This is a genomic window from Acidovorax sp. HMWF018 (assembly GCF_003061035.1).
In the GTDB taxonomy this organism is placed as follows: Bacteria; Pseudomonadota; Gammaproteobacteria; order Burkholderiales; family Burkholderiaceae_C; genus Acidovorax; species Acidovorax delafieldii.
On sequence record NZ_QAIM01000317.1, the window covers coordinates 1,797 to 15,725 of the forward strand.

Annotated in this window: 17 protein-coding genes; 4 read left to right on the plus strand and 13 right to left on the minus strand. The window is 64.8% G+C overall.

What is annotated here, in order from left to right; genetic code table 11:
• The coding region (locus tag DBR23_RS12020; RefSeq protein WP_233250414.1) for a GNAT family N-acetyltransferase at positions 1–375 on the plus strand (375 nt) is incomplete at its 5' end.
• A gap of 20 nt (positions 376–395) precedes the next feature.
• Complete coding sequence (locus tag DBR23_RS12025) at positions 396–1,016, plus strand: SMI1/KNR4 family protein (protein ID WP_108498396.1); 621 nt, start codon at positions 396–398, stop codon at positions 1,014–1,016.
• Between the two features lie 144 nt (positions 1,017–1,160).
• Here the strand turns inward: DBR23_RS12025 and DBR23_RS12030 are convergent, their stop codons facing one another.
• From DBR23_RS12030 to DBR23_RS32135, 12 genes are all read right to left on the minus strand, one after another.
• The gene (locus DBR23_RS12030; protein ID WP_108498397.1) at positions 1,161–1,649 is read right to left on the minus strand and encodes a GNAT family N-acetyltransferase; all 489 of its coding nucleotides are present in this window, start codon (positions 1,647–1,649) and stop codon (positions 1,161–1,163) included.
• Entirely contained in the window at positions 1,646–1,921 is a 276-nt protein-coding gene (locus DBR23_RS12035) for a hypothetical protein (RefSeq protein ID WP_108498398.1), read from the minus strand. Before DBR23_RS12035 ends, DBR23_RS12030 begins: the two co-directional genes overlap by 4 nt.
• A 72-nt stretch (positions 1,922–1,993) precedes the next feature.
• Entirely contained in the window at positions 1,994–3,028 is a 1,035-nt protein-coding gene (locus DBR23_RS12040; RefSeq protein ID WP_108498399.1) for a PfkB family carbohydrate kinase, read from the minus strand.
• 28 nt (positions 3,029–3,056) lie between these two features.
• Positions 3,057–4,541 (minus strand): xylulokinase, encoded by a 1,485-nt coding sequence (gene xylB / locus DBR23_RS12045; protein ID WP_108498400.1) that lies wholly within the window; start codon positions 4,539–4,541, stop codon positions 3,057–3,059.
• 124 nt (positions 4,542–4,665) lie between these two features.
• Positions 4,666–5,601, minus strand: coding sequence for an AraC family transcriptional regulator (locus DBR23_RS12050; protein ID WP_055402746.1), 936 nt, complete (start codon positions 5,599–5,601; stop codon positions 4,666–4,668).
• A 29-nt stretch (positions 5,602–5,630) separates the two neighbouring features.
• On the minus strand, positions 5,631–7,034 hold the full coding sequence (gene dalD, locus DBR23_RS12055) for a D-arabinitol 4-dehydrogenase (RefSeq protein ID WP_108498401.1): 1,404 nt from the start codon (positions 7,032–7,034) through the stop codon (positions 5,631–5,633).
• Positions 7,035–7,053: 19 nt separating this feature from the next.
• Positions 7,054–7,800, minus strand: a complete 747-nt coding sequence (locus DBR23_RS12060; protein ID WP_199227688.1) for an SDR family oxidoreductase — start codon at positions 7,798–7,800, stop codon at positions 7,054–7,056.
• A gap of 5 nt (positions 7,801–7,805) precedes the next feature.
• Positions 7,806–8,849 carry an ABC transporter ATP-binding protein gene (locus DBR23_RS12065; protein WP_108498402.1) on the minus strand — a complete coding sequence of 348 codons (1,044 nt, stop codon included), beginning with the start codon at positions 8,847–8,849 and terminating at the stop codon, positions 7,806–7,808.
• A 46-nt stretch (positions 8,850–8,895) separates the two neighbouring features.
• Positions 8,896–9,741, minus strand: coding sequence for a carbohydrate ABC transporter permease (locus DBR23_RS12070; RefSeq protein ID WP_108498403.1), 846 nt, complete (start codon positions 9,739–9,741; stop codon positions 8,896–8,898).
• Between the two features lie 15 nt (positions 9,742–9,756).
• Positions 9,757–10,620, minus strand: a complete 864-nt coding sequence (locus tag DBR23_RS12075) for a carbohydrate ABC transporter permease (protein WP_108498404.1) — start codon at positions 10,618–10,620, stop codon at positions 9,757–9,759.
• Between the two features lie 146 nt (positions 10,621–10,766).
• Complete coding sequence (locus DBR23_RS12080; protein WP_108498405.1) at positions 10,767–12,098, minus strand: sugar ABC transporter substrate-binding protein; 1,332 nt, start codon at positions 12,096–12,098, stop codon at positions 10,767–10,769.
• A 307-nt stretch (positions 12,099–12,405) separates the two neighbouring features.
• Positions 12,406–12,540, minus strand: a complete 135-nt coding sequence (locus tag DBR23_RS32135; protein WP_255581674.1) for a hypothetical protein — start codon at positions 12,538–12,540, stop codon at positions 12,406–12,408.
• Here DBR23_RS32135 and DBR23_RS12085 point away from each other — a divergent pair.
• Positions 12,539–12,832 carry a DUF4148 domain-containing protein gene (locus DBR23_RS12085; protein WP_099729858.1) on the plus strand — a complete coding sequence of 98 codons (294 nt, stop codon included), beginning with the start codon at positions 12,539–12,541 and terminating at the stop codon, positions 12,830–12,832. The two genes, DBR23_RS32135 and DBR23_RS12085, sit on opposite strands and share 2 nt — an antisense overlap.
• Before the next feature lie 55 nt (positions 12,833–12,887).
• Positions 12,888–13,181, plus strand: a complete 294-nt coding sequence (locus DBR23_RS12090; protein WP_108498406.1) for a DUF4148 domain-containing protein — start codon at positions 12,888–12,890, stop codon at positions 13,179–13,181.
• A 106-nt stretch (positions 13,182–13,287) separates the two neighbouring features.
• Here DBR23_RS12090 and DBR23_RS12095 read toward each other — a convergent pair whose 3' ends face one another.
• The gene (locus DBR23_RS12095) at positions 13,288–13,800 is read right to left on the minus strand and encodes a GNAT family N-acetyltransferase (protein WP_108498407.1); all 513 of its coding nucleotides are present in this window, start codon (positions 13,798–13,800) and stop codon (positions 13,288–13,290) included.
• Positions 13,801–13,929: the final 129 nt, after the last annotated feature.

Here is a 13,929-nt window from a genome sequence, read left to right on the forward strand (position 1 = left end):
TTTGGCGCCACCGCGCTGCCGGAGCACATCACGCAAGCCACCTGGCAGCGGTTTCATGACGCGGCAGAGCCCATGTTCTGCCTGGTGGCGCAAGACGATGCCACCGGCGAACTCCTGGGCCTCACGCACTATCTGTTTCACCGCAGCATGACGCGCATCGAGCCCGTGTGCTACCTCAGCGACCTGTTCACCCGCGAAGCCGCGCGCGGCCGGGGCGTGGGACGGGCGCTGATCGAAGCGGTGTACGACGCAGCGCGCGCCGCCCGATCTTCCCGCGTGTACTGGCAAACCCACGAGACCAATGCCGCCGGGCGCCAGCTGTACGACAAGCTGGCCAAGCACCATGGTTTCATCGTGTACGCACAAGAACTTTGACAGCCACCCAAGGTCCGCCCATGACACTGCCTGATCTGCACCGCGCCATCGCCGAACACAAAGGCACGTTCTCCTGTGAGCGCATCAACAAGCCGCAAGAGACCAAAACGGTGAATTTTCAGCACCACATCCAGCCCCCCACTGCGCTGGATGCCCCCCTGCCCGGTGTGGGCCAGCTCGCCGCTTTCTACGTCACGTTCGGCGGCGTGCTGCTGTACCACGATGCCGACTCGGGCGACGCCGCCCGCTACATCGCCCCGCCCGCTGAATGGCCCACGCTGCAAGAGGCGTTTGAGGGCTGGACGGAACACCTGAGCGACGAAGAACGCGAAGAGATCCTGCCCGACTGGATCGAGCACTGCCAAGTGATTGGCGAGACACCCCATTCCGGCAACTACATCCTGATGGCGACCGATGGAGAGTGCGCCGGCCAGGTTGTCGAGTTCGACCACGACGGTTTTGAATTCACCCACGCGGCCGAGGACCTGGTGGACTATGTTCAGCGCCTGCTCCGCCTCGACAGCCCCACGCTGGCCAACATCGCTTCGCACATGCGCTTCATCGACAAGAACACGGGGGCGCAGTGGTGGATTCTGGAAATGAATGACAACCAGGGCCACCGGGTGCGTACCGACGTGTGAACTGCGACAGAGGTGGGAGCACCCATCGCTATAAAAAGAAGAGCCTTCGGCGCATATATATTGGGCGCCAGAGGCCATTTTTATTTAAAAATTCGCTCTCTCATCCGTGACACGAAGGGCGACGCCACGGCAGAAAAGGTGAAGTCACAACACCTTGCGCATTGGCTGTGCCTGTAGCCCCGCCCAGGTTTGCACCGCTCCATGCGGCGCATAGCCATGGCGGCGATAAAAGGCCTCCGCAGTGCGCGTACTCTCCAACCCCAAAGCTGCGAGCCCCACCTCGCGTGCATGGGCCTCCACGTGCTGCAGCAGGCCCCGCCCCACCCCTTGGTGCAAGGCTTCTGGCACCACATAGCAAAGCGCCAGCATGGGCCGCGCCAGCAGCGCAAAGCCCACCATCGTGTCGCCTCGGTATGCCCCCCATGCTGCAGCGCCCGGCGCGGAGATCCACGCAGCCAGGTTCTCGGGCGTCTTGTTGGCCAGCCAGGCCATCAGGATGGTGGGGTCATGGCCGTGGTCCAGCGCACAGCAGTGGGTGATGGATTGACGGATGACCGTGCAGGCGGCTTCTGCAGCATCGGGGCCCACAGGGATGATGCGGGGGGCTTCGGAGGCTGCGTTGTCGGGCCTCATGCCGATGCGGCCCGCGATAAGCCCACCAGCAACACAGCCAGCAATACGTAGAACAAAGATCCGGCGATGTACAGGCCGCTCGCAGTCACCACGCGTTGACCCTCGCGCCGAAACGACAACGCTCCGGCGGGAGCAAACATGCGGGCTTCCTGGTGGCGCACATGCTCTGTGCGCCAGCGACCCAGGCTGAGCACACGCACCACCAATGCGCCGGTGAATATCAGCAGCACATCGACGGCTGACCACAGCACCGCAACCACAAGATCAGTCATTGGCATCCCCAGCGAATCGGCGACGTTGGATCATAGACGGCCCGCCTCCAAGGGTGCGGGCGCAACCCCATGTCAGCGTGGGTCTTGGGCTGCGGGATGCTGCTGGCTCCATGCGCGGGCAGCCTCCCAGCCCGGCGGCACGCAGCCTTGCTCCATCACGCACAAACTGGCGCTGGCCAGCGCATGGCGCAGCGCCTGCTGGCAGGCATCGGCCGTCAGCGTTTCGACAAACCGCACAAAGCTCGCACCACCCGCGGCCTGCGCCTGCCGCAGCAAATGCGCCAGCAGCCCTGCCAGAAAGCTGTCGCCCGCGCCCACGGTGTCCACCACTGGCAGCGGCTGGGCCTCTTTGGCAAAACACTGCACGCCTTTGCGGTGCAGCAGCCAGGCGCCTTCCGCGCCCAGCGTGAGCGCCAGCAGGTGAGCCTGTGGGTTGACGGCCAGCAGGTGCTGTGCGCGGGCCAGGGCATCCACACCAGGCACGGCCAGATGCTCCAGGTCTTCGTCGCTGGCCTTGATGATGTGGGCGTGGGCCAGCGCGGCGTGCACCGCGGTGCGGTAGGCCGCCAGGTCGGGCATGACGGAGGGGCGCAGATTGGCATCGACCACCACACAGCGGCCTGCGGCGCGCTGGGCGGCCAGCCACGGCAGGTAGATGGCAGTGTCACGCGCGTCGAGCGCCAGCGCGCCGGTGCACACCAACTGCAGCGCGGGCAAGGCGGCGCAGCTATCGCCCAGACCTGCGGCGGACACGGCGCGGTCGGCCACACCTTCGCGGTAGAAGGCGTAGTCGGGGTGGCCATGTGCGTCGAGGTTGACCACGGCCAGTGACGTGACCTGCTGCACGGGCTCGGGCTGGGCCAGCACCACGCCGTCAGCCACCAGTTGCGCAGCCAGTTCGCGCCCAAAACGGTCGCGCGACAGGGGGTTGAGGTACTGGGTGCCCACGCCTTGGCGGGCCAGCGCACGGCACAGGTTGTAGAGCGCGCCGCCCAGGCACGGCAGGTAGCTGCCATCGGGGCGGCGGATCAGGTCGATGAGGGCCTCGCCAGCAATGGCGGCGTGGATGGGCACTGTGCCGTTGGAAATCGTGGATGCGGAAGTCATGGAAGTTTGGAAGGAAGCAGACAGTGCGTCAGAACTGCGATTGCAGCGCGGGGTATAGCGCGACAAAGCGGGCATAACGTTCGGCCAGCTGGGTTTGTTGTGCGGGCTGTGGCATGAAGGTGGCGTCAGCGGGCAGGGGCTGGCACCAATGGGCTTCGTCACCACCGCAGGCCATGGCGGCCAGGCGCGCGGCGCCTAGGGCTGCGGCAGCGTGTGCGCCCTGCGGGCGCTGCAGCGGTGTGCCCAACGCGCTGGCCAAGAGCTGCGCCCAGGGGTTGCTGCGGGCACCGCCACCGACCAAGGCCAGGGCTGCGTCATCCCGGCGGGCTGCACCACCCTGCCCGGCCCCGGCGGCACGCATGGCATTGAGGCCATCGAGCAGGCCAAAGCCCACGCCTTCCATCACGGCATAGGCCAGGTCCGCCGCTTCGTGTTCGGCCCGCAGGCCCATGAACACGCCGGTGGCAGCCGCGTTGTTGTGCGGTGTGCGCTCGCCACTCAGGTACGGCAAAAACAGCGGCGCCTGCGCCTGGCGGGTGGTGTTGAGGACGCTGACGGCGTCAGACAGTTGCGCCTCGTCGCCACGCCCCGTGAGCCGGGTGACCCAGCCAAACGCACTCGCTGCACTGAGCATGACGGACATGTGGTGCCAGCGCTGCGGCAGCGCATGGGCAAAGGCATGCACGGCGCGCTCGGTGGCAGGCGCAAAAGCGTCCGTCACGCGAAAGACCACACCCGAGGTGCCCAGCGACACAAAGCCCTGCCCCGCAGTGCGGGCGCCCACGCCCACGGCACTGGCGGCGTTGTCGCCCGCGCCAGCAGCCACGACGATGCTGTCACCGAGCCCCCAGCGGCGTGCCACATCGCTGCGCAGTGTGCCGGTGGGCGCACTGCCCTCGGCCAGCGTCGGCATGTGCGAAACATCGAGCCCACAGGCTTGCAACATGGCCGGGCTCCAGGCGCGGGCCTGCACGTCCAGCCACAGCGTGCCCGATGCGTCGGACATGTCGCTCACTGCATCGCCAGTGAGTTGCAGGCGCAGCCAGTCCTTGGGCAGCAGCACGGTGCGGATCTGGTCGAACACGGCGGGCTCGTGCGTGCGCAGCCACAGCAGCTTGGGCGCGGTCAAGCCGGGCATGGCGAGATTGCCGGTGATCTGGCGCGAAGTGGGCACAGCCGATTCCAGCTGCGCACATTCGGCGCTGGCGCGGCCGTCGTTCCACAAGATGGCCGGGCGCAGCACCTGGCCCTGCGCGTCCAGTACCACCGCGCCGTGCATGTGGCCCGAGAGGCCGATGCCCCGCACCTGCGCCCACGCTGCGGGAGCCTGCGCGCGCAACTGCGCCACGGCAGTCTCCACGGCGGCCCACCAGTCGGCGGGGTGCTGCTCGCTCCAGGTGGGCTGGGGGCGCAGCTGGGGCACGGCGGCATCTGCCGTAGCGACCACAGTATGCGCATCGTCCAGCAGCAGGAGCTTGACACCCGAGGTGCCTAAATCGATTCCGAGGTACATGGGTGATGGACAGATGTCAGTGATTCACAGTGAAAGCCATGGCCCGGCCTTTATCTTTGGCGGGCTGCGTGCAGGGGTCACGCAACAAGGGCCTCCCCTCTCAGGGTGCAGATCCGGCCAGGGATCAGGAAGTCTTTCCAAACCTTCCCGCGCCCTGCTTGCGGTACTCGCTGGGCGTCATGCCCTTGATGTCCAGAAAGCGGCGGTTGAAGTTGGCCATGTTGTTGAAGCCCACGTCATAAGCAATGTGCGTGATGTAGCGCTCGGTCTCCATCAGCAGCTGGCACGCGCGGTTCACACGCACCAGGTTCACGAAGTCTGTGAAGGTATTGCCCGTGGCACGGCGGAAGAAGCGTGAGAAGCGGCTCTCCGTCATGCCCAGCTCTTGCGCCAGGTCGGCTGCCGACAGCGGGTCGGCCAGGTGGTCGGTGATGCGGCTCACGATGGCGTTGATCTGGTCGAGCTGGGTATCGTTGTCCTCGCTTTGCAGCTGCGTGCTCGACAGCAGGCGAAAGTCGGTGCAGCGCGCCAGGTCGCTCATGAATTCGCAGAACGCGCCGAACCGGGCGAGCCCCTGGCGCGCCTTGATGCGGTGCCAATGCTCTTGCGCCTGCGCTTCCATGCCAAAGAACTCCACGCCGTGGCGCGCGCGCTCCAGCAGAGGCAGTACCTCGCGCAGCTCGGGGATGGTCTCGCTGCTGGCCACCAGCGGCGCGTGCGAGAACTGGATCACCAGGTCGCGCAGCGGCACGCCGCCTTCGGGCAGGTCCATGCTGATCCAGTTGTGCGGCAGGCGCGGCCCGGTCAGCACCAGGTGGCCGGGCTGGAACTGACCGATCCAGTCCCCCACAAACACCTTGCCAGAGGTGGCCGTGATCAGGTGCAGCTCGTACTCGTCGTGGTAATGCCAGCGCGCCAGCGGCGTGGGAAACCCGTGCGACAAACAACGGATGAAGCCCGCCGTCTCGGGCGACTCGTAGCCCAGCGCGGGCGAGCGCACATAGTCGTGCTCCAGCTCGGGCTTGGTTTGGCGCGGGGCGATGGGCGTCTTCACGGTCATGGCGGTAGTGGGCTCAAATTACACCAGCATCAGGCGCCTGTCCGCTCCGCCACAAAAGCCAACACGCGGGCATAGGCTTTGCGCAGCGCGTCCAACAATTGGGGGTGGCTGGCCATCTCGCCCCACAGGGTCGTGTCGGCCGCATAGGCCGCCACGGGGTCAGCGGCATCGCAGATGGCATGGGCCACGGCGGGATCCATGGCTTGATCCTGGTAGCTGTAGGGGATCTGCCCTGCATGCCAGCGCTGCAGGTAGGCCAGGAACAGCGCGGGCAGCATGGCCACGCTGTCGAACGACGCGTTGCGCGCCAGTCGGTCGCGGATGGTGGGCGCAATCATGCCGGGGATCTTGGAGAACGCATCCATGGCCACGCGCTGGTTGGTGTCGGCGATGGCAGGGTTGCCGAAGCGGTCCAGCACCACGTCGCGGTACTGCTCCAGGTTGATGGGGCATGGTTGCTCGGGCGTGTGGAGCACAGGGATCGCGTCGTCGGTGACGTAGTCGTAGGCCATCTGGCGAATGGCCGCGTCGTGTGTGCCTTCGTGGATGTACTGGTAGCCCGCCAGCGTGCCCGCCCAGGCAATGCAGCTGTGGGTGGCGTTGAGCAGGCGGATCTTGGCCTCTTCGTGCGCCTGCACCGACTGCACCATCTCGACACCGACCGTTTCCCACGCGGGGCGGCCTGCGATGAAGTCGTCTTCGATGACCCACTGGATAAAGCTTTCACCCATGAGTGCTGCCTTGTCGTCCCAGCCGGTGGCAGCCTTCACGCGCTCGGCCACATCGGGCGTGGGGCGCGGCGTGATGCGGTCCACCATGGCGTTGGGGCTGGTGGTGTTCTGCTCTACCCACTCTTTCAGTGGCGCATCGCCCAGCGCCTCGATGAACTGCAGCAGCCCGCCGCGCGAGCGGTCGCCGTTGTGGCGCAGGTTGTCGCAGTTCATCAGCGTCACAGCGCCCGCACCGGCTGCCCTGCGCGCGCGCAGGATGCTGACCAGACCGCCGTAGATCGTGTGGCCTGCCTGGCCCGCCTTCACGGCCGCCAGGTCGGCGCGCAGGTCGGCAAACGTGGGCCAGTCGAGCTGGTTCTGGGCATCCAGGTAGTAGCCCGCTTCGGTCACCGTGAAGCTGATGATGCGCGTGGCAGGGTCGGCACCCATGGCAATCAGCGGGGCCAGGTCATCCTGGTAGGGGATCACCCGCTGGATCGACTCGATGACGGTGTAGTTGCGCTCGCCTTGGGGGGTGACGGTTTCGAGCGTGTAGCGCCCATCCTGCGCTTGCAGCGCCGCGATGGTGTCGGCCATGTCCGGGCGGAGGTTGCCGCCTGCGATGGCCCAGCCCGTGTCGCCCTGCTGGCGCAATGCGTGAACGTAAACGGCCTGGTGGGCGCGGTGGAACGAGCCCAGGCCCAGGTGCAGGATGAAATTCATGGTGCGTGACTGCGGGTTTCTAGAGATCAAAGTTCGTGGGCATCATCACGACGTCGCGGATGGTCATGCCGCGCGGGCGGGTGAGCATGAAGAGCACCACGTCGGCCACTTCGGAGGCCTCGATGAGGCTGCCGCTGGCCTTGGCCTCGGCCAGCTTTTCCGCGGGCCAGTCGGCCAGCAGCGAAGTGATGACAGGCCCGGGCGAAATGGAGCCCACGCGGATGCCGTGCTTGAAGACCTGGCGGCGCACGGTCTGCACGAAGCAGTTGACGGCCCACTTGGACGATGCGTAGACGGGCTCCCACGGCGTGGGGAAATGCGCGGCCAGCGAACTGGTGACGATGATGTCGCCCGTGCCCCGCTCGATCATGTGGGGCAGCACGTTGTGCACGTTCTTCATCACCACGTTGACGTTCAGGTTCAGCATGCGGTCGATGGCGTCGGGGTCGGCATCCACCAGGTCGCCGCCCACATACAGCCCGGCGTTGGCGTGGAAGATGTCGAGCTGGCCCGCGAGCGCCAGCGTGCGCTGCAGCAGGCTGGCGCATTGCCTGGCATCGAGCAGGTCCAGCACCAGCGGCAAGGCGTTGGCGCCAATCGCTGCACAGGCCTTGGCCAGCGCGGCCTCGTCGCGATCGATGAGCACCACGCGCGCGCCAGCGTGGGCCATGGCTTGGGCACTGGCAAACCCGATGCCCGATGCGGCGCCGGTAACGGCCGCCACCTTGCCTTGAAGTTCTCGTCCGGGGGGCATGGAAGCAGTCATGGCGGTCATGCGGTCTGGCGGGCCACCACGCGGCCGTTCGGGTCGAACCAATGGGCGTGCGACGCGTCGATGTCCAGGCTCACCGCATCGCCGGCGCGCAGGCCTGTGCGGTCGTTCTGGCGCGCCACAAACTGCGCGCCGCTGGGCGTGCTCACGTAGATCAGCGTCTCTGCGCCCAATGCTTCCACCAGGTCCACCTGGCCCGGCACCGGCGTCGCGCCGGTGTTGCGCACCGTGATGTTCTCGGGGCGCAGGCCGATGGCACCGCCCTCCGCCCCGGCGGGTGCCTGCTTTTGTACAGGCGATGGCAGCTGCGGCAGGGGCACCACATTCATCTGCGGCGTGCCGATGAACTGGGCCACGAACTGGTTGGCAGGCTTGTCGTACAGTTCCAGCGGCGTGCCCACCTGCTCGATGACGCCGTCGCGCAGCACCACCACGCGGTCGGCCAGCGTCATGGCCTCGACCTGGTCGTGCGTCACGTAGATGGTGGTGGCCCCGAGGTCGCGGTGCAGCTTGGCGATCTCCACGCGCGTCTGGCCGCGCAGCGCCGCGTCGAGGTTGGACAGTGGCTCGTCAAACAGGAACACCTTGGGCGCGCGCACGATGGCGCGGCCGATGGCCACGCGCTGGCGCTGCCCACCCGACAGCTCCTTGGGCGTGCGATGCAGGTACTGCGTGAGGTTGAGGATGCGCGCGGCGTTCTGCACCTTCTCGTCGATCACCTGCTTGTCCACCTTGGCGAGCTTGAGCGCAAAGCTCATGTTCTCGTACACGCTCATGTGCGGGTACAGCGCATAGCTCTGGAACACCATCGCCAAGTCGCGCTTGCTCGAGGGCTGGTCGGTGATGTCGCGGCCGTCCAGCATCAGGGTGCCGCCGTCGATATTTTCGAGCCCCGCAATCAGCCGCAGCAGCGTGGACTTGCCGCAGCCCGAGGGGCCGACGAAGACGATGAACTCGCCTTGCTGGATGGTGAGGTCGATGCCCTTGATGGCGCGATGCTCACCAAAGAATTTCTCGATGCCGCGCAGTTGAAGGTAGGCCATGGAATCGGGTTCCTGAAATCTTGAAAACTGAGAGGAAAACTGCGGCTTACTTGACCGCACCAAACGTCAGGCCCTGCACCAGCTGCTTCTGGCTGAACCAGCCAAAGACCACGATGGGCGCAATGGCCATCAGCGAGGCGGCGGACAACTTGGCCCAGAACAGGCCCTCGGGGCTGGAGTACGACGCGATCAGCGTAGCCAGCGTGCCGGCCTTGGCGGCGCTGAGGTTCAGGCTCCAGAAGGCCTCGTTCCATGACAGCACCAGGCACAAGAGACCGGTGGACGCGAGGCCGCCCATGCCCAGCGGCAGCAGCACCAGCCGCACCTCCTGCCACAGCGTGGCGCCGTCCATGCGCGCGGCTTCCAGAATCTCGCGCGGGATGTCCTTGAAGTGCGAATACAGCATCCAGACCATGATGGGCAGGTTGGACAGTGCGAACACGATGATGAGCGCAAGCTGCGTATCGAGCAGGTGGCTCTTTTGCGCCAGCACGTAGATGGGTACCAGCGCGCCCACGGCGGGCATCATCTTGGTCGAGAGCATCCACATGAGGATGTCCTTGGTGTACTTGCCCTTGAAGAAGGCCATGGCGTAGGCCGCAGGCGCAGCCAGCATGAGCCCCACCAGGGTAGAGACCACGCTGGTGATGACCGAATTCTTGGCGTACAGCAGGTAGTCGCTGCGCTCCTGCACCTCGTGAAAGCTTTCGAGCGTGGGGACAAAGAACAGCTGCGGCGGCACGGCGATGGCCTGCAACTCGGTCTTGAACGCCGTGAGGAACAGCCAACCCAGCGGAAAGAACAGCAGCAGGGCCACGCCCCAGGCAGCAGCAGTGCGCAGGGCCAGCAGGCCCAGCGGGAAGTTGGAGCGGCGTCGTTTTGTCGTTGTCATGAGCGTTGCCCCGTCTTACTTGTCAAGGTTCTTGCCGACCATGCGGATCAGAAACACCGCGGCGATATTGGCCAGCAACACTGCGAACAGCGCCCCGGCCGAGGCCACACCCGCGTCGAAGTTGAGCAGTGCCTGCTTGAAGATCAGGAAGGTGACGTTGGTGCTCGCATCGCCCGGCCCGCCACCCGTGGTGGTGTAGATCTCGGCAAAGATGCTGAGCAAAAAGATGAGTTCGATCATCACCACCACGGCCACCGAGCGTGCCAGGTGCGGCACGTACAGGTAGCGCAGCTGCTGCAGGTAGTTGGCGCCGTCCATGCGCGATGCTTCCAGCTGTTCGTGGTTCATGCTCTGCAATGCGGTCATGAAGATCAGCGTGGCAAACGGCAGCCATTGCCACGACACCATGACGATCACCGAGAACAACGGGTGGTCCGTGAGCCAATCCACCGGCTGTGCGCCAAAGAACATCCACACCTGGGCGAGCACGCCGTAGATGGGATTCATCATCATGTTCTTCCACATCAGCGCGTTCACCGTGGGCATGACGAAAAACGGCGAAATCAGCAGCACCCGCACGATGCCCCGGCCCGCAAACGGCTCGTTGATGAGCAGCGCAATCGCAATGCCGAACACCACCGTGATGAGAATGACGCTGCCCAGCAGCAGCAGCGTATTGACCACCGCCGTGCCAAACGATGGGTCGGTGACGAAATACTCAAAGTTCTCCAGCCCGGCAAAGCCTGTCTGGTCCGGCTGCATGAAGTTGTAGCGGATGAGCGAGAAGTAGATCGTCATCACCAGCGGCACGATCATCCACAGGAAGAGCGTAGCCATGGCTGGCGTGAGCAGCAGACGGGGTAGCAGGCGGCGGTTCATGGGAGCCTCAGAAAAAAGTCCAGCGGAAATAGGCGTTCAGTCGGCGTAGCGAGCGGGCCGAGGCGGGGTCGCTGTACCGCAGCCGTACTCCCGTACGGCGAGGAACACCGGCCCCGGATCGGCCCGCGCAGTAGCCGAATGAATGCCTATTTGTAGTAGCCGGCCTTTTTCATTTCTCGGTCAGCCGCCACCTGGCCGGCCTTGAGTGCCGCGTCCACCGTCGTCTTGCCTGCCAGCGCAGAACTCATCTGCTGGCCCACGGCGATGCCGATGGCCTGGAACTCAGGAATGGCCGCGAACTGCACACCCACGTACGGGCTCTTCGGCAGGGTCGAATCCGTCGGGTTGGCCGAGTCGATGGCAGTCTTCTCTGCAGCAGCGAAGCGGGCCGCCTTCTGGAACTCCGGCGCCGCATACGTGCTCTTGCGCGTGCCGGTAGGCACATTGGCCCAGCCGTTCGTCTTGGCCACCAGCTGGATGTAGTCCTTGCTGGTGGACCAGGTGATGAACTTCTGCGCGGCGTCGACCTTTTTCGAACCGGCGGGGATGGCCAGGTTCCACGACCACAGCCAGTTGGCGCCCTTGGGCGTGTTCATGGTGGGAGCCTGGGCAAAGGCCATCTGGTCGGCCACCTTGGACTGCTTGGGGTCGGCCACGAACGATGCGGCGATGGTCGCGTCCACCCACATGCCGCACTTGCCGGAGTTGGTCAGCGCCAGGATCTCGTTGAAGCTGTTGGCCGACGAGCCGGGCGGGCCATAGTTCTTGAGCAGGTCGACGTAGAAGGTGATCGCGTCCTTCCAAGGCTTGGATTCGAGCTGCGGCTTCCACTGCATGTCGAACCACTGGCCGCCGAAGGTGTTGACCAGCGTGGTCAAAAACGCCATGTTGTCACCCCAGCCTGGCTTGCCGCGCAGGCAGATGCCGTACACGCCGTTCTTGGGGTCGTGCATCTTGGCGGCCAGGTCCTTGATCTGCGGCCAGGTGGGACGCTCAGGCACCTGCACGCCGGCCTTGTCGGCCAGGTCCTTTCGGTACATCAGCATGGAGCTTTCGCCATAGAACGGCGCGGCAAACAGCTTGCCGTCCACCGTCAGGCCATTGCGTACGGCGGGCAGCAGGTCATCCACGTCGTAGGCAGCATCGGTCTTCAGCTCCTGCAGCCAGCCCTTCTTGCCCCAGATGGGCGCTTCGTACATGCCAATCGTCATCACGTCGAACTGGCCGCCCTTGGTGGCGATGTCGGTGGTCACGCGCTGGCGCAGCACGCCCTCTTCCAACGTGACCCACTTGAGCTTGATGTCGGGGTTGGCCTGCTCGAAATTCTTGCTGAGCTTTTGCATCTCGATCATGTGGCCGTTGTTCACGGTGGCAATCACGAGTTCGGTCTGCGCATGCGCAGCGGCTCCGCACAGCGATGCCGCCAGGGCAGCAACGGCCAGAGCCAAGCGAGTGTGTGGACGAGTGGAACGGGGCATCGGAACGTCTCCTGCGTAGTTGGTATGGATCTGCCATTCAACGCCAGTCGAATCTCGGCATTGATGGGCTGAACGATACCGATGCTCTGATGCTCAGTTGATACTTTGAAAAGCACTACACATACTAAATTTCGCCAGAATCTCAGGATTTATACCTAGTCGTATCAATTGGGTATGTGCATTGTGGGCCTGGGGCGCCCGCCCTGGCGCTGCGGGGTGCTGCACACATTTGACCCAAGGGCGCGCCCTGAGTGGGCCGACTGTTTCCAAAACTGGAACAGTCAGTTTGCGACTCAGTGGTTTTTCTCTAAACACCATCGGCGTACAGTTCATCCCATCGATGAGCCGAACCCGCAAGGCGACTCACCGAACCCGGTTCAGGAATGGTTTTTGACCCGGCTTTTTTGAGACGCTTTTTCAACTTCAAGGACTTATCAATCATGAACAACACCGCACGTTTCCTCTCCATCGCCGCTGTCGCCGCTTTCGCTTCTTTTGGTGCCCAGGCTGACGAAGCCGACGCTTCGCAGTTCGCCACCAAGTTTGAAACCAACCGCACCCGCGCTGAAGTGGCTGCTGAAGCCGCTACCGTGGCCCAGACCCGCTCGATCGAGCCCGCTGGTTCGCGTGTGGTGACCTACAAGTCCACGGCTGACCGTGCTGCCGTGCGTGCCCAGGCTGCTGAAGCTGTGCGCACTGGCCAGATCCCTTCCGGCGAACTCGGCGCTCTGTAAGCCGTCCCGGAATCAACGGACCTCGCCCCCCACCCCATCAAGAATCGAGATCACCATGAACAAGACAACACGTTTCCTATCCATCGCTGCTGTGGCTGCTTTCTCCGCTTTCGGCGCCCACGCTGACGAAGCCGACAGCTCGCAATTCGCCCTCAAGTTCGACACCAACCGCACCCGTGCAGAAGTGGCTGCTGAAGCCTCTGCCGTGGCCCAAACACGCAGCATCGAACCCGCTGGTTCGCGTGTCGTGACCTACAAGTCGACTGCCGACCGTGCTGCAGTGCGCGCCGCAGCGGCCGAAGCCGTGCGCACCGGCAAGATCCCATCGGGCGAAATCAGCGCGATGTAAGAACGCGGATCTTCCCGGGTGGCGGCCTCTCACTGTTGTGGACATGTGCCCCCGGACTCTCAGAAAGGGCTCCCATGTGGGAGCCCTTTTTGCATTGGCAAAAAGCTCAGGCCACCAGCGTCTTGAACATCACGTGGGCATCGACATAGCCCAGCGTGTGGTGCCGGAAGGCCCCGGGCAGCGTGCCCACGATCGCAAAGCCCAGGTGCTGCCACAGCCGCACGGCGCGCACGTTGCTGGCTACCACCAGGTTGAACTGCATGGCCCGAAAGCCCATGGCCACAGCCTGCTGCTGGGAGTGCTCACACATCAACGAGGCCACGCCCTGCCCCTGCGCGGTCGGCGCCACCACATAGCCACAATTGCACACATGGGCCCCCAGCCCGGCCTGGTTGGGCTTGATGAAATAGGTACCCCAAATCTCCCCGCCCGCGCCAAGGGCGACAAAGGTCGCAGCAGGCAGCTCTACCCAGGCTTTGTGGATCTCGGCATCGGTGCTGTCGGCGGCAAACGCATACGTGTCTCCCGCCTGGAAGGTGGTGCGCAGGATGGGCCACACGGCGGGCCAGTCGGCAGCCTGGAGGGGGCGGATGGTGACGGGGGCATCGGAAGTCGTCATGGGAAGTGCAGTGGATGGATGGCGAGTCTGGCATTCTCCCGCTCCGCATAAAATCCGCCGTCGGCAACGGCCACCCCTTGATGGCGGCGCCCTACCCTGAGTGATCCATCCCATGACCCAGCCTTCTGC